Source organism: Streptomyces sp. NPDC001568, assembly GCF_042893755.1.
GTDB lineage: Bacteria > Actinomycetota > Actinomycetes > Streptomycetales > Streptomycetaceae > Streptomyces.
This window is the reverse complement of record NZ_JBIAVF010000007.1, coordinates 364,060-382,801: the sequence shown is the minus strand read 5'-3', so window position 1 is coordinate 382,801 and position 18,742 is coordinate 364,060. Positions and strand designations below refer to the sequence as shown.

At 74.7% G+C, this 18,742-nt stretch carries 18 protein-coding genes and 1 other RNA gene; 9 read left to right on the top strand and 10 right to left on the bottom strand.

Annotation, left to right across the window (positions count from 1 at the left end):
- The first annotated feature begins 28 nt into the window (after positions 1–28).
- Complete coding sequence (gene efeB, locus ACFY0I_RS16045; protein ID WP_388895285.1) at positions 29–1,300, top strand: iron uptake transporter deferrochelatase/peroxidase subunit; 1,272 nt, start codon at positions 29–31, stop codon at positions 1,298–1,300.
- Between the two features lie 22 nt (positions 1,301–1,322).
- Positions 1,323–2,189 carry an iron uptake transporter permease EfeU gene (gene efeU, locus ACFY0I_RS16040; protein ID WP_388895281.1) on the top strand — a complete coding sequence of 289 codons (867 nt, stop codon included), beginning with the start codon at positions 1,323–1,325 and terminating at the stop codon, positions 2,187–2,189.
- 28 nt (positions 2,190–2,217) lie between these two features.
- On the opposite strand, the gene ACFY0I_RS16035 is transcribed toward efeU, so the two are convergent.
- The 3 genes from ACFY0I_RS16035 to ACFY0I_RS16025 form a co-directional block, all read right to left on the bottom strand.
- The gene (locus ACFY0I_RS16035) at positions 2,218–2,781 is read right to left on the bottom strand and encodes a GNAT family N-acetyltransferase (protein WP_388895278.1); all 564 of its coding nucleotides are present in this window, start codon (positions 2,779–2,781) and stop codon (positions 2,218–2,220) included.
- Complete coding sequence (locus ACFY0I_RS16030; RefSeq protein WP_388895275.1) at positions 2,781–3,656, bottom strand: PhzF family phenazine biosynthesis protein; 876 nt, start codon at positions 3,654–3,656, stop codon at positions 2,781–2,783. Before ACFY0I_RS16030 ends, ACFY0I_RS16035 begins: the two co-directional genes overlap by 1 nt.
- Before the next feature lie 84 nt (positions 3,657–3,740).
- Positions 3,741–4,502, bottom strand: coding sequence for an SDR family oxidoreductase (locus tag ACFY0I_RS16025; RefSeq protein WP_388895273.1), 762 nt, complete (start codon positions 4,500–4,502; stop codon positions 3,741–3,743).
- A 108-nt stretch (positions 4,503–4,610) separates the two neighbouring features.
- On the opposite strand from ACFY0I_RS16025, the gene ACFY0I_RS16020 reads away from it, so the two are divergent.
- Entirely contained in the window at positions 4,611–5,981 is a 1,371-nt protein-coding gene (locus ACFY0I_RS16020; RefSeq protein WP_388895270.1) for a multidrug effflux MFS transporter, read from the top strand.
- Positions 5,982–6,083: 102 nt separating this feature from the next.
- Positions 6,084–7,124: a small ribosomal subunit Rsm22 family protein gene (locus ACFY0I_RS16015; RefSeq protein WP_388895267.1), complete on the top strand. Its 1,041-nt coding sequence runs from the start codon at positions 6,084–6,086 to the stop codon at positions 7,122–7,124.
- Positions 7,125–7,175: 51 nt separating this feature from the next.
- Here ACFY0I_RS16015 and ddaH read toward each other — a convergent pair whose 3' ends face one another.
- Positions 7,176–8,000 (bottom strand): dimethylargininase, encoded by an 825-nt coding sequence (ddaH, locus tag ACFY0I_RS16010; protein WP_388895263.1) that lies wholly within the window; start codon positions 7,998–8,000, stop codon positions 7,176–7,178.
- A gap of 147 nt (positions 8,001–8,147) precedes the next feature.
- Here ddaH and ACFY0I_RS16005 point away from each other — a divergent pair, with 147 nt between their 5' ends.
- The gene (locus ACFY0I_RS16005) at positions 8,148–8,786 is read left to right on the top strand and encodes a TetR/AcrR family transcriptional regulator (protein ID WP_388895260.1); all 639 of its coding nucleotides are present in this window, start codon (positions 8,148–8,150) and stop codon (positions 8,784–8,786) included.
- 179 nt (positions 8,787–8,965) lie between these two features.
- Complete coding sequence (locus ACFY0I_RS16000) at positions 8,966–9,715, top strand: bifunctional DNA primase/polymerase (RefSeq protein WP_388895258.1); 750 nt, start codon at positions 8,966–8,968, stop codon at positions 9,713–9,715.
- A gap of 75 nt (positions 9,716–9,790) precedes the next feature.
- On the opposite strand, the gene yaaA is transcribed toward ACFY0I_RS16000, so the two are convergent.
- Entirely contained in the window at positions 9,791–10,591 is an 801-nt protein-coding gene (gene yaaA / locus ACFY0I_RS15995) for a peroxide stress protein YaaA (RefSeq protein WP_388895255.1), read from the bottom strand.
- Between the two features lie 171 nt (positions 10,592–10,762).
- On the opposite strand from yaaA, the gene ACFY0I_RS15990 reads away from it, so the two are divergent.
- Positions 10,763–12,205, top strand: coding sequence for an RNB domain-containing ribonuclease (locus ACFY0I_RS15990; RefSeq protein ID WP_388895252.1), 1,443 nt, complete (start codon positions 10,763–10,765; stop codon positions 12,203–12,205).
- A gap of 126 nt (positions 12,206–12,331) precedes the next feature.
- A complete protein-coding gene (locus ACFY0I_RS15985; protein WP_388895249.1) occupies positions 12,332–13,270 on the top strand; it encodes a helix-turn-helix domain-containing protein in 939 nt (312 codons plus the stop codon).
- 110 nt (positions 13,271–13,380) lie between these two features.
- On the opposite strand, the gene ACFY0I_RS15980 is transcribed toward ACFY0I_RS15985, so the two are convergent.
- The gene (locus ACFY0I_RS15980) at positions 13,381–14,235 is read right to left on the bottom strand and encodes a hypothetical protein (RefSeq protein WP_388895246.1); all 855 of its coding nucleotides are present in this window, start codon (positions 14,233–14,235) and stop codon (positions 13,381–13,383) included.
- On the bottom strand, positions 14,232–14,978 hold the full coding sequence (locus ACFY0I_RS15975) for a MerR family transcriptional regulator (protein ID WP_388895243.1): 747 nt from the start codon (positions 14,976–14,978) through the stop codon (positions 14,232–14,234). Before ACFY0I_RS15975 ends, ACFY0I_RS15980 begins: the two co-directional genes overlap by 4 nt.
- A gap of 77 nt (positions 14,979–15,055) precedes the next feature.
- Between ACFY0I_RS15975 and rnpB the strand changes: the two genes are divergently transcribed.
- Positions 15,056–15,458, top strand: an RNA gene (gene rnpB / locus ACFY0I_RS15970) — RNase P RNA component class A.
- Positions 15,459–15,540: 82 nt separating this feature from the next.
- On the opposite strand, the gene ACFY0I_RS15965 is transcribed toward rnpB, so the two are convergent.
- The 3 genes from ACFY0I_RS15965 to ACFY0I_RS15955 are packed head-to-tail and all read right to left on the bottom strand — an operon-like array spanning position 15,541 to position 18,487.
- The gene (locus ACFY0I_RS15965) at positions 15,541–16,890 is read right to left on the bottom strand and encodes a bifunctional RNase H/acid phosphatase (RefSeq protein ID WP_388895240.1); all 1,350 of its coding nucleotides are present in this window, start codon (positions 16,888–16,890) and stop codon (positions 15,541–15,543) included.
- Positions 16,890–17,633, bottom strand: coding sequence for a zinc ribbon domain-containing protein (locus ACFY0I_RS15960; RefSeq protein ID WP_388895372.1), 744 nt, complete (start codon positions 17,631–17,633; stop codon positions 16,890–16,892). The genes ACFY0I_RS15965 and ACFY0I_RS15960 overlap by 1 nt, the downstream gene beginning before the upstream one ends.
- The gene (locus tag ACFY0I_RS15955) at positions 17,630–18,487 is read right to left on the bottom strand and encodes a Nif3-like dinuclear metal center hexameric protein (protein WP_388895237.1); all 858 of its coding nucleotides are present in this window, start codon (positions 18,485–18,487) and stop codon (positions 17,630–17,632) included. The genes ACFY0I_RS15960 and ACFY0I_RS15955 overlap by 4 nt, the downstream gene beginning before the upstream one ends.
- Between the last annotated feature and the right edge of the window lie 255 nt (positions 18,488–18,742).

Sequence of the window (18,742 nt, the reverse complement as noted above, 5' to 3'; positions counted from 1 at the left end):
GACGGGACGGGAGAGGCGGGAGAAGCAGATGGTCGAGTCGGTACCCGGCCCGGAAAAGACCGGCGGCACGGCGGACGGTCCCTCGCGCCGCGCCCTGCTCGGCTGGGGCGGGGCCGGGCTCGCGCTCGGCGCCGCCGCGACCGGTGGCGCGGTCGCCGCGCTGCGCGCCGGATCGGACCAGGTCCCGGCCGGCATGTCCGGCGCGGCCGTCCCCTTCCACGGCCCGCACCAGGCGGGCATCGCCACGCCCGTCCAGGACCGGCTGCACTTCGCGGCCTTCGACGTGAAGACCAAGGACCGCGCCGAACTGGTCGCGCTGCTCAAGGAGTGGACCACGGCCGCCCGGCTGATGACGGCCGGCCTGCCGGTCGGCGAGGGCGGATTCGGCGGCCTCCCCGAGGCTCCGCCGGACGACACCGGTGAGGCGCTCGGACTGAAGGCCTCGCGCCTCACCCTGACCATCGGCTTCGGCCCGGGCCTGTTCGCCAAGGACCGCTTCGGGTTGGAGGGCCGGCGCCCGGCGGCCCTCGTCGACCTGGAGCTCTTCCCCGGCGACAACCTGGACCCGACCCGCTCCGGCGGCGACCTCTGCGTCCAGGCCTGCGCCGACGACCCGCAGGTCGCCGTCCACGCCATCCGACAGCTCGCCCGCATCGGCTTCGGCCGGACCGCGATGCGCTGGTCGCAGCTCGGTTTCGGCAAGACCTCGTCCACCACGCCCGACGAGCAGACCCCGCGCAACATGATGGGCTTCAAGGACGGCACCCGGAACATCTCCGGCACCGACACCGCCGCCCTGGACAAGCACGTGTGGGCCGCCGCCGGGGACGGCGCGGACTGGATGGCCGGCGGCTCGTACCTGGTCGCCCGGCGCATCCGGATGAACATCGAGACCTGGGACCGCACCTCGCTCCAGGAGCAGGAGGACATCTTCGGCCGGGACAAGGGCGAGGGCGCTCCCGTCGGCAAGTCCAAGGAGCGCGACGAGCCGTTCCTGAAGGCGATGAAGCCCGAGGCGCACGTCCGCCTGGCCCATCCGGACTCCAACAACGGGGCGACGATCCTGCGGCGCGGCTACTCCTTCACCGACGGCACGGACGGCCTGGGCCGGCTCGACGCGGGCCTGTTCTTCCTCGCCTACCAACGTGACGTCCGAACGGGCTTCGTCCCGATCCAGCGCGCGCTGGCGAAGTCCGACGTACTCAACGAATACATCCAGCACGTGGGTTCGGCGGTCTTCGCCGTCCCGCCGGGCGTCCACGACGAGGACGACTGGTGGGGCCGGACGCTGTTCGCGTAGTCCCCTCCGGAGAGGAACCGCCGTGTTCGGCAACTATCTGATCGGCCTGCGCGAGGGACTGGAAGCGGGCCTCGTCGTCTGCATCCTGGTCGCCTACCTGGTCAAGACCGACAACCGGGCAGCGCTGCGCCCGGTGTGGATCGGCGTCGGGATCGCCTGCGCGCTCTCGCTCGCCTTCGGCGCCCTGCTCGAATTCGGCACGCAGGAGCTGACCTTCGAGGCGCAGGAGCTGATCGGCGGCACCCTGTCGATCGTCGCGGTCGGCCTGGTGACGTGGATGGTCTTCTGGATGAAGCGCACCGCGCGCCATCTGAAGGGCGAGTTGCAGGGCAGGCTCGACGCGGCGCTCGCGCTGGGCACCGGCGCGCTCGTGGCCACCGCCTTCCTCGCGGTGGGCCGCGAGGGCCTGGAGACCGCCCTGTTCGTATGGGCCTCGGTACGGGCGAGCGGCGAGGGCTCCTCCGCGCCGCTGGTCGGGGTGCTGCTCGGCATCGCGACGGCGATCGTGCTGGCCTGGCTGTTCTACCGCGGCGCGCTGAGGATCAACCTGTCGAAGTTCTTCACGTGGACCGGCGGCATGCTGGTCGTCGTCGCGGCGGGTGTCCTCGGGTACGGGGTCCACGACCTCCAGGAGGCCCGTTTCCTCGGCGGCCTGGAGAACCGGGCCTTCGACATCAGCGGCGCCGTCCCGCCGGACAGCTGGTACGGGGTGCTCCTCAAGGGCGTCTTCAACTTCCAGCCCGACCCGACGGTCCTCCAGCTCGTGGTGTGGGCGCTGTACCTCGGGGTGGTCCTGACGCTGTTCCTGCTGCCGGTCCGCTCCGGCAAGCCGTCGGGACCGCCCGCCGGGGCCTCGGCGAAGACCCCGGGCGGTACCGCCCGGGACTGAGCCGCCACCGGGCCCCGGGGTCGCGCCGTCACCAGAGCCGGTCGGTGGGCCCCGGGTGGAGCGGGACGCGGGTGCCGCTCAGCGCGCCGCGGTCGGCGTCCGGGTCGGGGGTGAAGAACGCCGCCAGGACGGTCTTGTCGAAGCCGGGGGCGTCGGTGGCCAGCGGGTCCTCGGGGGTGCCGCCGACCAGGACGGTGCCGGGCAGGGCGCCGAAGCCGGCGGCCTCGTAGAAGGGGACGAGCGGCCGGTCGCAGCTGAACAGGGCCAGGTCCACCGCGGGGTCGGCGGCCAGGGCCGCGCGGGCCGCCGCCACCAGTCGGCCGCCGAGGCCCCGCCCGCGCAGCTCCGGCCGGGTCACCACCGAGCTGAGCCCGGCCGCGCGACAGGTCCGGCCGGCGACCGGGACCTCCTTGTGGAGCAGCGCCAACGAGGCGCCGACCGTCCCGTCGGCGTCCACCAGGAGCAGCGCCCGCGGGGTGAGCGCCGGGTCGTGCCCGGGGGTGGCGCCGGGCCAGGCCGTCGCCTCCAGGGCGGCGATCCGGGCGGCGAGTTCCTCCGGGAGGTCGGCCTCCGGGTACGAGAGCAGCCGCATCAGGGGATGCGTACGCCCGCGCCGGCCACCCGCACGCGGGGGTCGCCGGCCCGCAGCTCCACGGTCAGGACGCCGGGGCGGCCCATGTCCTCGCCCTGGTGGAGGGTGAGCACCGCGTCCTCGGGGACCAGGGCGAGCTGCCGGGCGTACGCCCCGAAGGCGGCCGCGGCGGCTCCGGTGGCGGGGTCCTCGACGACGCCGCCGACCGGGAACGGGTCCCGTACGTGGAACAGGGTCGGGCCGGCGCGGTGCACGAGCTGGACCGTGGTGAGGTCCAGGCGGCGCATCAGCGCTTCCAGTCGGCCGAAGTCGTACGCGAGGTCGGCGAGGCGGGCGCGGGTGGCGGCGCCGATCACCAGGTGGCGGGCGCCGGCGTAGGCGACGCGCGGCGGCAGCTCCGGGTCGAGGTCGCCGGCCGGCCAGCCGAGCGCGGCCAGTGCCTCGGCGAGGTCGGCCGCCGCGATGTCCTCGACGTGCGGGACGACGCTGGTCAGGGTGGCCCGCAGGTGCCCGTCCTCGGCGGTGACGGACACCGGTACGGTGCCGGCCCGGGTCTCGAAGACAAGCTGCCCCGGCCCGATCCGCTCGGCCAGCGCCACGGCGGCGGCCACGGTGGCGTGCCCGCAGAACGGCACCTCCGCCTTCGGGCTGAAGTACCGGACGGTGAAGCCTCGGCCGGGTTCCGGGGCCGCTTCCCCGGGCGCCGGCGGGCTCGCCGGGCCGGTGAGGAAGGCCGTCTCGCTGTAGCCGAGGCGGGCGGCGACGTCCAGCATCGCGGCCTCGTCCAGGGCGGAGGCGTCGAGGACGACCCCGGCGGGGTTGCCGCCGGCGGGGTCCTCGGAGAAGGCGGTGTAGCGCAGCACTTCAGTCGTCATGATCGGCTCAACCCCGGCGGGCCGGGCGCCATTCCCGGCGAACGGCCCGCCGAGGGGGCGGGGTCGGCCGTGGCCCGGGGCGGGTCAGCCGCGCCCGATGTACGGCATGGCGGTCGCCATCACCGTCGCGAACTGCACGTTGGCCTCCAACGGCAGTTCGGCCATGTGCAGCACGGTGCGCGCCACGTCGGCGGCGTCCATGACGGGCTCCACCGCGAGCTGTCCGTTGGCCTGGAGGATGCCGGTCTGCATGCGCTCGGTCATCTCGGTCGCCGCGTTGCCGATGTCGACCTGCCCGCAGGCGATCCGGTGCGGGCGCCCGTCCAGGGAGAGGGACTTCGTCAGTCCGGTCATGGCGTGCTTGGTCGCCGTGTAGGCGATGGAGTTAGGGCGCGGGACGTGGGCGGAGATGGAGCCGTTGTTGATGATCCGGCCGCCCTGCGGGTCCTGGGCCTTCATCTGTCGGAAGGCCGCCTGCGCGCAGAGGAAGGCCCCGGTCAGGTTGACGTCGACGACGGACCGCCAGGCCTCGTAGGAGATGTCCTCCAGCGGGACGCCGCCGGGCCCGAAGGTGCCCGCGTTGTTGAAGAGCAGGTCGAGGCGCCCGTAGCGCTCGCGCACGGCCCCGAAGAGCGCGTTCACGTCGTCGGGGTCGCTGACGTCGGCCCGTACGGGGAGCACGTCCGCGTCGGCCCCGGCCGCCGCGGCGGTTTCCTCCAGGGGTCCGGTCCGGCGTCCGGCCACGGCAACGGACCAGCCGGCCCCCGCGAGGGCCAGGGCCACGGAGCGGCCGATGCCGGAGCCGGCCCCGGTGACAACTGCGATCTTGCTCAGACGTGCGCTCATGGGGCCGCAGGCTACGTCACACCGACGGCAGGGCCACGGACGTTCCGACAGCTGAGAGCATGGGTCGGTCAGGGGTGCATAAAGCAGATGAAAAGACTGGAGTTCCGCATGTCGGAGAGAGGCCCCTCGACGGCCCCCTCGCACGGGTCGTCGCCCGAGCCGTCCCCCGAAATACCCTCCGTCCCCGCCCCGAACCCCACCGCCGGGGCCGCCGCCGTCGGCGTCCCGGAAGTCGGCGCAGCCCCCGCACCCCTGGCGGCGGCGCGGCGCACCGGCCTGCTCGTCACCTTCGTGCTGGGCGGGCTCACCGCCCTCCCCCCGCTGTCCATGGACATGTACCTGCCGGCGCTGCCGGAGGTCACCGACGCCCTGAACAGCCCGGCCGCGACCGTCCAGCTCACCCTCACCTCCTGCCTCGCAGGCATGGCGCTGGGACAGCTGGTCATCGGCCCGATGAGCGACAAGTGGGGCCGTCGCCGGCCCCTGCTGATCGGCATGATCGTCTACGTCCTGGCCACCGCGATCTGCGCCCTGGCCCCGACCGCCGAGCTGCTGATCGGCTTCCGCCTGCTCCAGGGCCTGGCCGGCGCGGCCGCCATCGTCATCGCGCGGGCGGTGGTGCGCGACCTGTACGACGGGGTCGAGATGGCCCGGTTCTTCTCCACCCTGATGCTGATATCGGGGGCCGCCCCGATCGTCGCGCCGCTGATCGGCGGCCAGGTGCTGCGGTTCGCCGACTGGCGCGGGGTCTTCGTCGTGCTGACCGTGGTCGGCGCCGCGCTCACCGCGGTCGTCTGGCGCACCCTCGACGAGACGTTGCCGCCCGAGCGGCGCCAGACCGGCGGGGTGGGGGCGGCCCTGCGGACCATGCGCGGGCTGCTCGGCGACCGGGTCTTCGCCGGCTACACCCTGACGGGCGGCTTCGCCTTCGCGGTGCTCTTCTCGTACATCTCCGCCTCGCCGTTCGTGGTGCAGGAGATCTACGGGGCCTCCCCGCAGGCCTTCAGCCTGCTGTTCGGCGTGAACTCCGTCGGGCTGATCGTCGTCGGCCAGATCAACGGGAAGCTGCTGGTCGGCCGGGTCAGCCTGGACAAGGCACTGGCCGCCGGCATCGGCGTCATCACCGTCGCGTCCGTGGCGCTGCTGCTGATGTCCACCGGGGTGTTCGGGGAGGTCGGGCTGTTCCCGGTCGCCGCCGCCCTGTTCGTGCTGATGTCGGCGATGGGTCTGCTGCTGCCGAACACGAACGCGCAGGCCCTGATGCGCACCCCGCACGCGGCCGGGTCGGCGTCCGCGCTGCTGGGGACGTCCTCGTTCCTCGTCGGGGCGATCGCCTCGCCGCTGGTCGGGATCGCGGGCGAGGACACGGCGGTGCCGATGGCGCTGGTCCAGGTCGCCTGTTCGCTGCTGTCGGCGGCCTGCTTCTTCGGGATGTGCCGGCCGTGGCGGCCCCGCGGCCCGATGGCGGCCACGGGCTGAGCGCGGGCGGGCGGGACGGCCCGGCGCCGGCGTCCGTCCGCCCGTCCGGGGGGCCGTGCCGGTGATGCCGGGCGGCCCCTCGGGGCGCCGTAAACTTCCCGGGTGAACGTCTCCGTCCCCGCCTCCGCCCCGACCACCGCCGAAACCCTCCGGTCCGCGCTGGGCGGGCTGCTCGACGGGCTCCCGCCGAAGCAGGCCACGGCCGCCGTCGAGCGGCTCATCTCCAACTACCGGGGCACGATCCCGACCGACACCCCCGTACTGCGCGACCGTTCCGACGTCGCCGCGTACGCGGCGTACCGGATGCCCGCCACGTTCGAAGCCGTACGGTCCGCCCTGGACGGGCTGGCCGGGGCGGCGCCGCGATGGGCCCCCGCCTCGCACGTGGACGTGGGCGGCGGCACGGGCGCGGCGACCTGGGCGGTCGACGCCACCTGGGACGGCCCCCGTACGACGGCGGTCCTGGACTGGGCGGAGCCCGCGCTGGCCCTGGGCAAGGAGCTGGCGGGCCGATCGTCGTCCGCGGTGCTGCGCGGCGCCGAGTGGCGCCGGGCCGTCATCGGGACCGGGATCGCGCTGCCCGACGCCGATCTGGTGACGGTGTCGTACGTGCTCGGCGAGCTGACGGAGCCGGCCCGGCGGGCCGTCGTCGCGGAGGCGGCCCGCGCCGGGCAGGCCGTCGTCCTGGTCGAGCCGGGCACGCCCGAGGGGTACCTGCGCGTCCGGGAGGCCCGCGAGCAGTTGATCGAGGCCGGGCTGAACGTGGCGGCGCCCTGCCCGCACGACGGGACCTGCCCGATCGAGGTCGGGCAGGACTGGTGCCACTTCTCGGCGCGGGTCAGCCGCTCCTCCCTGCACCGTCAGGTCAAGGGCGGCTCCCTCGCGTACGAGGACGAGAAGTTCAGCTACGTCGCCGCGACCCGCTTCCCGGTGACGCCGGTCCCCTCCCGGATCACGCGGCGGCCGCAGATCCGCAAGGGGCTCGTCCAGCTGGAGCTGTGCGGCCCCCTGGAGCAGGGCCTGACCCGGGCCACCGTGACGAAGCGCCACGGCGGCCTCTACAAGGCGGCGCGGAACGCCGACTGGGGCGACGCGTGGCCGCCGGCCGGGACCGGGGACCCGCAGGACCCGCAGGACGCGTAGGCCCCGCGGGGCCCGCGGGCCCCGTACGTCCGCGCATCCCCCGGGGGGCGGTCAGTCCCCGGGGGGCGCGGGCCTCAGTTCCTGCGTGCAGCACTTCACGCTGCCGCCGCCCTTGAGCAGTTCGCCCAGGTCCATCGGGACGGGCTCGAAGCCGCGCTCGCGCAACGGTGCGAGCAGTCCGGCCGCCGCCTGCGGGAGCAGGACGTGCAGGCCGTCCGAGACGGAGTTCAGCCCGAAGGCCTCCGCGTCCGGGGTGTCCACGAGCAGGGCGTCGGGGAAGAGCCGGCGCAGTACCGCCCGGCTCCCGGGCGAGAAGGCCTGCGGGTGGTACATGATCTCGTCCCCGTCGAGCACGCACAGGGCCGTGTCCAGGTGGTAGAAGCGCGGGTCCACCAGGTCGAGACCGATGACGGGGCGGCCGAAGAACTCCTGGGCCTCGTCGTGCGAGAGGGGGCTGGAGCGGAAGCCCCGGCCGGCGAGGATGTAGGTGGCGGTGACGGCGAAGTCGCCCTCGCCCTCGTTGACGTGGGCCGGTTCGTGGACGTCCTGGAAGCCGTGCGAGCGGAACCAGTCGAGGTGGATCTCCGCCTCGGCGGTGCGTTCCGGGTGGGCGAACCTGGCCCCCAGGACCCGGCCGTCGACGACGAGGGCCCCGTTGGCCGCGTAGACCATGTCGGGCAGGTCGGGGTGCGGCACGAGGGTCTCGACGGTGTGCCCGAGGGCCCGGTAGCGGTCCCGGAGGTCTTCCCACTGGGCCTGGGCCAGGGGCAGGTCCACCGGTTTCGTGGGGTCCATCCACGGGTTGATGGAGTACGTGACCTTGAAGTGTGCCGGTGGGCACATCAGGTAGCGCCGGGGTGTGGCGTCTCTGCGCAAAGAAGGCTCCTCACGACTGCGAACTCACGAGGCGTGCGTTGTGTGGAAAGAATCGTCTCTCCTCAAGGGGAACCGCGCAGTGAACTGACCGGGTGGTTTAGCGAATCGCCAAAAGACGAGACGTCTCGCATTGGTACGTTGGTCGGCATGAGCAAGACTCCCGACGCCACCCGCCGCAGCGACCGCTCGCGGCGCGCCATCCTCGACGCCGCCCTCGCGCTGGTCGGGGAGGTCGGCTACAACAAGCTGACCATCGAGGCCATCGCCGCCCGTGCGGGCGTCGGCAAGCAGACCATCTACCGCTGGTGGCCCTCGAAGGCCGCCGTCCTGCTGGACGCCTCGCTCACCCTGGCCGGGGACGCGGAGACGGACGGGCAGTGGAGCGGCTTCCCCGACACCGGGGACCTCGCCGCCGACCTGAAGTCCGTACTGCGGGCCACCGTGGACGAGTTCAACGACGAGAAGTACGCGGCGCCCGCGCGCGCCCTGACCGCCGCCGGGGCCACCGACCCGGAGCTGGGTGCCCGGTTCACCGAGCAGCTGCTGGAGCCGCAGCTCGCCCTGTACGAGGCGCGGCTGCGGTCGGCGCGGGACGCCGGGCGGATCGCCGCCGACACCGACCTGCGGCTGACGGTGGAGATGCTGCTCGGGCCGTTCACGTACCGCTGGCTGATGCGGACGGCTCCGCTGACCCACGCCTACGCCGACGCCCTCGTGGACGCCGTGCTGCGGTCGGCCGGCGCACCGGGCGCAGGGGCGGAGCCGGCGCCCGGCGGCGTGGGATAGGTCACGGCCCCGGGGCACCCCGACCCGGCGCGGGCGGGCCGGGGCCCGGTCGGCCGAGAACGTTCGGCCGGATCGGACCGGGCCGCGGGGTCCCGGATCCAGGGGTGCGGTCACCCGGGCCGCAGGATGGTGGGACCATGGGGAAAGTCCGCCGGGGCAACGGTGAGGTGAGGGGATAGATGGGGTCTGAGTCCGGCCGCGTCAAACGCGGCGAGCAGAGCAGGATTTCCCAGTGGCTGCGCCGCCGCTCGAAACCGGCTCCCGAAGACCCCGGCAGGGAACGCGAGGCGCTGCTCCTGGCCGTGGCCGCCGCGGGCCTCCCGATCTCCCCGGCCGCCCATCCCGCCGGATACCGATGTTCGTGCGACCGCGTCGGCTGTCCGACCCCCGCACGACATCCCGTCTCCTTCGCCTGGCAGACGCAGTCGACCACCGACCGGGCGCAGATCGAACGGTGGGCGCGCAACCAGCCCCAGGCCAACTTCATCACCGCGACGGGCATCGTCCACGACGTGCTGGACGTGCCCCTGGAAGCGGGCCGCGGCGCGCTGGAGCGCCTGCTCGCCGCCGGGATCGAGGTCGGTCCCGTGGCCGAATCGGGCGGCACGGGCGAACAGGCCCGCATGCTCTTCTTCACGGCGACCCGCGGTACGCCGGAGGACGAGGACGAATGGTGGCCCTGCGAACTGGACTGCCACCCCGAGACGATGGACGAGCACCCGGGCCTGCGCTGGCACTGCCGGGGCAGCTACGTCCTGCTCCCCCCGTCGACGCTGCCCGGCGACCTCGCGGTGAGCTGGCTGCGCGACGTGAGCCACCCGCTCCCGGACCCCCTGACCCTGCTGGAGACCCTGACCGACGCCTGCGCCCAGTACGCGGGCGAGGCCGGACACACCCCGGCCGCCGTGGCCTGGCCCCTGGGCCGCTAGGGCCTCGGTGGGCGCCGTCGGCGGGCGGTGCGGGGGCGTCCCCGGACCGCCCGGCCCTCGCGGCGGGCGCGGGTCTCAGTGGATCTGCGTCACGACCACGTCCAGCGACCAGGCCTTACCCGCCTTCGCGGGGGCTTCGGCCTCCACCATGTAGCCGAGGTCGCGCAGGGCGGTGACCAGCTCGGCCGGGTCTGCGGGGGCGGCCCCGGCCAGCAGCAGGTCCCGTACCAGGCGGCCCTTGGTCGCCTTGTTGAAGTGGCTGACCACCGATCGCTTCTCCACCCCGTCCACGATCTGCGCGTGCAGCACGCGGACGCCGGCCGTGCGACCGGCCGCCTCGCCCTTCGGCTTCCACGCGCTCGTGTACGCCGAGGACCGCAGGTCGAGGACCAGCCCGTCGCCCGCCGCCTCCGGCAGCGCCGCGGCCATCGGGGTGCGCCAGTACGCTCCCAGCGCGCCCAGCCCCGGCAGCTTGACGCCCATCGAGCAGCGGTACGAGGGGATCCGGTCGGTCACCCGGACCGCTCCCCACAGCCCGGAGAAGACCAGCAGCGAGCGTTCCGCGGCGGCCTTGGCGGCGGCGGGCAGGTCCGCGAGGCCGAGGGCGTCGTAGAGGACGCCGGTGTAGATCTCCCCGGCAGGGAGGGCGGGCGCGGACAGCAGCCCGGCGTTCTTCGCGACCTCGCCCCGCAGGCCCTCGCTGAGCCCGAGGACCTCACGGGCCTTCAGCTCGTCCGCCGAGCACAGCTCGACCAGCTCCTCCAGCACGGCCGCGCGCGCACCGGCCAGCCCCGGCAAGGACAGGGAGTGCGGGTCGAGCGGTGCGCCGGAGCCGCCGGCGGCCTTTCCCTCGGAGGGCGGCAGCAGCACGAGCACGGTGGTTCTCCTTCAGTACGACGCGGCGCAGGGGGTGCGGCCCCCGAGCCAGGGTAGACGGCGCACCGCACGCCCCGGACCCGGCCGCCCTGCGGCCCCGCCGGCGCCCGACCGCCCGGGCGGGGGCGGCAGATCCTCCCCAACCGGGCAAAAAGGCCTAGGCTCGGGTCCATGCCACGCCGCCTCATGCACATCACCGGCGCAGACGGGGCTGCCCTGCGGGCCGCGCTGCGCGCACTGCGCACGCGCCTGGGCGTGCCCGAGGAGTTCCCGCCGGCGGTCCTCGCCGAGGCCGAGCGGGCCGCCGCCGACCCCCGGCTGCCGACCCTCGACGCCACCGACATCCCCCTGTTCACCATCGACCCGCGCGGCTCCGTCGACCTCGACCAGGCCATGCACCTCGCGCGGCGGACCGGCGGCGGATACCGCGTCCACTACGCCATCGCCGACGTCGCCGCCTTCGTCACCCCCGGCGGCGCCCTCGACGCGGAGGCCCACCGCCGGGTCACCACCCTCTACTTCCCCGACGGGCGGGTCCCCCTCCACCCGCCGGTGATCTCCGAGGACGCGGGCAGCCTCCTCCCCGACCGGACCCGACCGGCCCTGCTGTGGCGGCTCGACCTGGACGCCGAGGGCCGCGTCGAGGCCACCGAGGTCCGCCGGGCCCTGGTCCGCAGCCGCGCCCGCCTCGACTACGACGGCGTGCAGAAGGACCTCGACACCGGCACCGCCGACGCCTCCCTGGTGCTGCTGAGGGACATCGGCAAGCTCCGCGAGACGCTGGAGACCGAACGCGGCGGCATCTCCCTGAACGTCCCCGAACAGGAGATCACCGAGCGCGGGGGCACGTACGGGCTGGTCTACCGGGCCCCGCTGCCCGCCGAGGGCTGGAACGCGCAGATCTCCCTGATGACCGGCATGGCCGCGGCCGAGCTCATGCTCGCCGCCGGTACGGGCATCCTGCGCACCCTGCCCGCCGCCCCGGACGGCGCGGTCGGCCGACTGCGGCGCGCCGCCCAGGCCCTGCGGATCGAGTGGCCGCACCACGTCCCGTACGCACGCCTCGTACGCTCCCTCGATCCGCGACTGCCGGCCCACGCCGCCTTCCTCCAGGAGTGCACGGCCCTGCTCCGCGGCGCCGGGTACACCGTGTTCACCGGCGGCGAGACCCCCGACCCGGCCGTGCACGCGGCCGTCGCCGCGCCCTACGCGCACTGCACCGCCCCGCTGCGCCGGCTCGCCGACCGGTACGCGGGCGAGCTGTGCGTGGCGGCCTCGGCCGCGGCCGAGCCTCCGGCATGGGCCACCGACGCACTGGCCGCGCTGCCCCGGGAGATGGCAGAGGGCACCCGGACGGCCAACGCGGTGGAACGCGCGTGCGTGGACCTCGTCGAGGCGGCCGTCCTCAAGGACCACGTCGGGGAGACCTTCGAGGCGACGGTCATCGACGTCAAGGAGCACGAACCGCGGGTGGGCACCGTCCACCTGGAGGACCCCGCGGTCGTCGGCCGCGTCGAATCCGTCACCGACGACCTCCCGCTCGGCGCCCGCATCCGGGTCCGCCTGACGGAGGCCGACCCGGGCACCGCGAAGGTCCTGTTCGCTCCCGCCTGACCGGCCCGGCCGCAGGCCCCGGGGGGTGGGGGTCGCTGCGGCTCTGGCTCCCCGGGCCGCCGGCTGTCATCATCTGCGCACCGCGCGGCAGGTCGGGCCGCGCGACGGCCCGGGAAGGGGGCGCGGTTGCGTTCCGTCGACGTGCCCCCGCGAGCGCCCGCCGGCGCGGCCCCCGGCGGGAGCAGGCGGCGGCCCGCCGCCGTCCTGCGTCCGTACGTCCTCAACTACACCGGCTTCCGGACCCGGTTCGCCGCGCCCCGGCGCCGGCTCGAACTGCCCACCGGTTGCGTCACCCTCGTCTTCACGTTCAGCGAGGGCCTGTGGGTCACCCGCACCGGCGAGCTGTCCACGGCCCGGCTGCGCCCCGCCACCACCGCCCGCGCCCTGGTCAGCGGGCCGCGCACCGTTCCCGCCCTCGGCGTCCACGCGGGCGCGGTGCACGGCCTGGAGGTCAACATGAGCCCCCTGGGGGCCTATCGGCTCTTCGGGATCCCGATGGTCCACTTCGGGGAGGAGCGCGTCGACCTCGCCGAGGTCCTCGGCCCCGCCGGCCGACACCTGACCGAGCGGCTCCGGGAGCTCGACGGCTGGGCCGCGCGGTTCGACCTCCTCGACGCCGTTCTCGCCGCCCGCCTCGACGGGGGCCCCGCCGTCACCCCCGAAGTGCGCGGCGCCCTGGCCCGACTGTGGGCCGACGGCGGCTCCCTGACCCGGGCCACCGAGGAGACCGGCTGGAGCGCCCGCCACCTGCGGGCCCGGTTCCGCGAACAGGTCGGCCTGCCGCCCAAGGCGGTGGCCCGGCTGTTCCGCCTCCAGCACGCGCTGCGGCAGCTCGCGGCCGGAGCCGCGCCCGCCCGGGTCGCGGCCGCCTGCGGCTACCACGACCAGGCCCACTTCGGGCGGGACGTGAAGGCCATGACCGGCCTGCCGCCCGCCCGGTTCGCGGTGCTGAGGGGCGGCCTGCCACCGGGCTCGTCCCTGGACCGGATGCCGGGCCGGATCACGAGCGTCCTGCTCCCCGGGGAACCGTTCGCCGGAACGCCGCTCGCGCAGTGCCGTTCCTGAGCAGTGCCGTTCCTGAGCAGTGCCGTTTTTGACAAGACGGGGCCGGTCGGGCCTGCCACCCTCGGCCTACGGCTCCTCCCCGGAGGGTCGCCGCGCAGTGCGGCAGCCCGTCACGGGGGTGCGGGTTGCCGCAAGGCGGTGACCAGCGCGCGCGGGTCGTCGGCGTGGAAGCGGATCGTCCGGGCCCGCGCGCGGGCGCCGAGCGGGCGGCGGAACTCCAGCGGGCGGTTCAGCTCCAGGGTCACGGTGGTCTGGCTCCCCACGATCAGATCGAGCACCCCGCCGTCGCCCCCCTCGCGGTCGTCGCCGGACAGCTTGACCAGCCGGCCCTCCGGGTAGCGGCGGTCGACCCGGACCGAGGTCACCGCGTCCGCCGGGACGGTGAGGTCGAACAGGGCTCCGTACCGGATCCGCAGCGACCCGTCGGGGCGCACCACGTGCGGTCGGGTCACGCAGGCGGCGTGCATGGCCAACACCAGCAGGACCCCGTACACGTCGAGCACCAGCACCACCCGGTGCACGGCCGGCCAGGGGATGAGGAACGCCAGGGCGACGGTCTCGACCACCGACACGAAGACCAGGCCGTACATCATCGCCGTCTGCGGTCCGGTGTAGCCGGCGGTGACGTCGCCGGGGCGGACCCCGTGCTCGCGGCGCAGCGCCCACCGGCCAAGCGAGGTGGCCGCGCGCAGCTCGTGCAGCAGCAGGCGGCGTACGGCGACCGGCACCACGGCCCGCACCGCCTCCGCCCGCGCCCCGGCCGGGCCGGCGCCGCGGGCCCGGGCGGCCGCGTACAGGGAGCGCAGGACCCAGGCCTCCAGCAGCAGCGCCCCGAGGACGAGCACCTCGGCGGCGGCCACGACCCGACCGGGCGGCCGGACCCCGGAGGCGACGCAGAGGACGAGGAGCAGCTCGCCCGGTAGGACGGCGGCGACCGCGACGCGGGCCGCGCGGACGGCGCTCATCGCCGGCCACCTCCGCCCGTGCGCCGGGTGAAGGCGTCCATGACCAGGCGGACGACCTGCGCCTGGGCGGGGGCGTAGTCCGCGAGCAGCGCCTCCTTGAACCCGTCCGCGAGCACTCCGTCGGTGGGGATGGCGGCGAACACGTCTTCGGGGACGACCGCGACCAGCGCCTTCGCGAGCGGCCCGATCCGCGGGTCGTCGGCGGCGGCCCCTTCGAGTTCGTCGAGCCGTTCGTAGAGTTCGAGGATCTTCGGGTCGGCGGCGACCTGCCCGAGGGCGGCGTACACGGCCTCTCCCCCGGCGCCCACGTTGTCCAGGAGCGTCAGGTGCTCGCGGTCCTTGGCGGCAGCGGCCGAGTCCGTCGGCGGCGCCTGGGCCAGCAGCGCGGCGAGGGCGGGGGAAACCGGTTCGCCCTCGCCGGGGTCGGCGGCCAGCAGCACTCCGAGCCGGCGTCGGCGTTCGGCCAGTTCGGCCTCCTGCCGGGCGAGGTCGGCGTCGAGCTCGCGCAGGACGTCGGCCAGTTCGCGCCCGGCGTCGTCCGCGAGCACGTCGCGCACCTCGTCCAGGCTCAGGCCGAGCTCCGTGAGCCTTCGTACGCGGGCCAGCAGTACGGCGTCGCGCACGGTGTAGGCCCGGTATCCGTTGGGGCGCCGCTCCGGTTCCGGGAGCAGCCCGACATGGTGGTAGTGCCGGATCGCCCGGGTGGTGACCCCGACGAGCACGGCGATCTCTCCGATCCGCATGCCCCCCAGTAGAAACCCTGACGTTGCGGCAAGGTCAAGCCGCCACGGACAGCCGGTAACATGGTCGGCACGACAGACGAGTCGGCCGGGCGGCCGCGTCGGGGTCCCCGGATCCCGCCGAGGAACGTCCGGGCTCCACAGGGCAGGGTGGTGGCTAACGGCCACCCGGGGTGACCCGCGGGACAGTGCCACAGAAAACAGACCGCCGGGGACTTCGGTCCTCGGTAAGGGTGAAACGGTGGTGTAAGAGACCACCAGCGCCTGAGGTGACTCAGGCGGCTAGGTAAACCCCACCCGGAGCAAGGTCAAGAGGATCCGTCCCCGGACGGGTCTGCGCGGACGATCGAGGGCTGCCCGCCCGATGTTCGCGGGTAGACCGCACGAGACCGGTGGCAACGCCGGTCCTAGATGGATGGCCGTCTCCCCGGCGACCGCGAGGTCTCCGGGCGACAGAACCCGGCGTACAGGCCGACTCGTCTGCCGTACCCCTCACCTCGCGCCCGTGGGCGCACGTGCGAGAACCCCCGCCGGGACGGCGGGGGTTCTCTGCTTTAGCGGCAGCTCAGCGCAGGTGGCCGGTGTCGTTCAGGAGCCGGACCGAGGCGTTGCCGTCGGCGTAGTAGGCGACCGCCGACAGGGAGGCCGCGGAGAGTTCCATCCTGAACAGGGACTCCGGCGGGGCGCCCAGGGCGAGGCGGACCAGCGTCTTGATCGGGGTCACGTGCGTGACCAGCAGGACCGTGCGGCCCGCGTGGGCGGTCGTGAGGCGGTCGCGGGCGGCGGAGACCCGGCGGGTGACGGCCGCGAAGCTTTCGCCGCCGCCCGTGGGGGCCGCCTTCGCGGAGTCCAGCCAGGCCTGGAGGTCGTCCGGGAACCGCTCCCGCACCTCGGCGAAGGTCAGCCCCTCCCAGGCGCCGAAGTCGGTCTCGCGGAGCCCCTCCTCGACGGTGACGGGGAGCCCGAGGCGGTCCGCGACGGCCTGGGCGGTCTCCCGGCAGCGGCGCAGCGGTGAGCTGACGACGGCCTGTACGGTGCCCCGCGCGGCCAGCGCCGCGGCGACGGCCTCGGCCTGCCGGCGGCCGGCCGGGGACAGCTCGGGGTCGGTGCCGCCGCTGCCGGAGAACCGCTTCTGCGGGGTGAGGGCCGTCTCGCCGTGCCGGAGCAGCACGAACGTGGCCGGCGCACCCATGTCGGGACCCCAGCCGGTGCCCGTACCCGTGCTCGTACCGGTCCGCGGGGTCGCGGGGCCGGCCTGCGCCGTACCACCGCCGGCCGCGGCGCCGTCCGGGCCCGTGCCGTCGTCGAACAGCGTGGCGGACTCCCGCGTCCCGGCGGCGACGGAGCGCGCGGCGGCGGTGTCGGTCGCGCGGGCCCCGGTGGCGCCGCCGGAGGCCAGGGCGGCGCGGACGGCCGCGGCGCCCTTCGCCGCGTCGCCGGGCGGCCCGGAGGGGGCCGCGGGGGCGGCGAAGACGGCCGTGGAGGCCGAGGGCTCCCACTGCTTGCCGCGCTTGCCCGCGTCCATCGCCTCGTTGGCGAGCCGGTCCGCGTGCTTGTTGCGCTCGCGCGGGATCCACTCGTAGGTGACCTGCGCGCGCGGCAGGACCTTCGCGGCCTCGGCGGCGAGCGGCTTCATGTCCGGGTGCTTGATCTTCCAGCGGCCGGACATCTGCTCGACGACCAGCTTGGAGTCCATCCGGACCCGGACCGTCGCGTCGGGCGCCAACTCGCGCGCCGCCTTGAGACCGGCGATGAGGCCCTTGTACTCGGCGACGTTGTTGGTCGCGACGCCGATGAACTCGCCGCGCTCGGCGAGCGTCTCACCGGTCGCCGGGTCCAGGACGACCGCGCCGTAGCCGGCGGGCCCCGGGTTCCCCCGGGATCCGCCGTCCGCCTCGACGACGAAGTGCGGCATCAGATGCCCGAGTCCGCCGCACGGACGAGGATGCGGCCGCAGTTCTCGTGCCGGACGACCTGGTCGCGGGCCGCGGCCTTGATCTCGTTGATCTCCGCCATGTCCAGCTCCAGCCGGCACCCCTCGCAGCGGCGCTGGTACAGGCGCGCGGCGCCGACGCCGCCCTGCTTGACGCGGATCTTCTCGTACAGGGCCATCAGGGCGGCCGGCATGGAGCCGACGATGACCTCGCGGTCCTTGGAGATCCGGGCGGCCTCGTCGTCGAGCTCACCGGTGGCGGCGTCGCGGCGCGCGGTGGCGTCGGTCAGCTTGGTCTCCAGGGCGGAGACGCGCTCGGTCAGGCCGGTGACGCGCTCCTGCGCGGCCTCCAGGCGCTCCATGACCTCCAGGACGACGTCCTCCAGGTCGCCCTGCCGCTTGGCGAGGGAGACGACCTCGCTCTGCAGGTTGGCCAGGTCGCGGGCCGAGATGCCGACGCCGGTGTCGAGGCGCTGCTGGTCGCGGGCGGCCCGCTGGCGCACCTGGTCGACGTCCTGCTCGGCCTTGGTCTGCTCGCGGGCGGCGTCGCCGGCCTGGGTGCGGGCGGCGACGAGCAGGTCCCGCTGCTGGCTGAGGTCCTTGGTCAGGGAGTCGACCTCGGCGTGCTCGGGCAGCGACTTGCGCTTGTGGGCGAGCTGAGACAGCCGGACGTCCAGGGCCTGGATGTCGAGAAGTCGGATCTGGTCGGCGGGCTCGGCGTTCAGTTGGGGGCTCCTGAGTGAGAAGGGGGCGTGACGGACGGCGCGTGCGCCGTCCAGGGGTCGGTGACCGTACGCGAGACGTGGGTCCGCAGACCCCATCCGTGGCGCTCGGAGATCGCGTCGAGCTGGGCGGCGGCCTGCTCGCACCAGGGCCACTCGGTGGCCCAGTGGGCGGCGTCGACGAGGGCGAGCGGGCTCTGCTCGCGGGCCTCGGACACCGGGTGGTGACGCAGGTCGGCGGTGAGGAAGGCGTCCACGCCGGCGGCGCGGACCTGCGCGAAGAGGCTGTCGCCGGAGCCGCCGCTGACGGCGACGGTGCGGATGACGGCGTCCGGGTCGCCCGCGGTGCGGATGCCCTGCGCGGTGTGCGGCAGCCGGGCGGCGGCGCGGGCGGCGAACGCGCGCAGGGTCTCGGGGTGGTCCAGTTCGCAGATCCGGCCGAGACCGCGACGGCCCGTCGGGTCGGTGGGATCGGGCACGAGGGGGCCGGTGATCCGCAGGTCGAGGGCTCCGGCCAGGGCGTCGGACACGCCGGGGTCGGCGGTGTCGGCGTTGGTGTGGGCGACGTGCAGCGCGATGTCGTTCTTGATCAGCGTGTGCACGACGCGGCCCTTGAAGGTGCCCGCCTCGACGGTCGTGGTCCCGCGCAGGTAGAGGGGGTGGTGGGTGACGATCAGGTCGGCGCCCAGCTTCACCGCCTCGTCGGCGATCTCCTGGACCGGGTCCACGGCGAACAGCACGCGGGACACCTCGGCGTCGGGTTCGCCGCACACGGTTCCGACCGCGTCCCACTGCTCGGCCCGCGAGGGGGGCCAGAGAGCGTCCAGCGCGGCGATGACTTCAGAGAGACGGGGCACAGGCCAAGGCTACCGCCCCTTTTTCGGGCCCCCCTTCGTCTCCGGGCCGCTCAGGACCCGGCCGGGGGTGCGCACGGCGGCGGAACGCCGCTCGGTGCCCGGGGTTGCCGGCGGGCACCGGGACCGGTGCGGGCGCGGGTTCGGCACCCGCCGCCGACCCCCGGCACCGCGCCCGTACCCCAAACGCCCCGATATGCAACAGCACAATCGCGCCGACCTCTGCGGGCGAACCGCCCCGTGGCCACCCGTACGTGT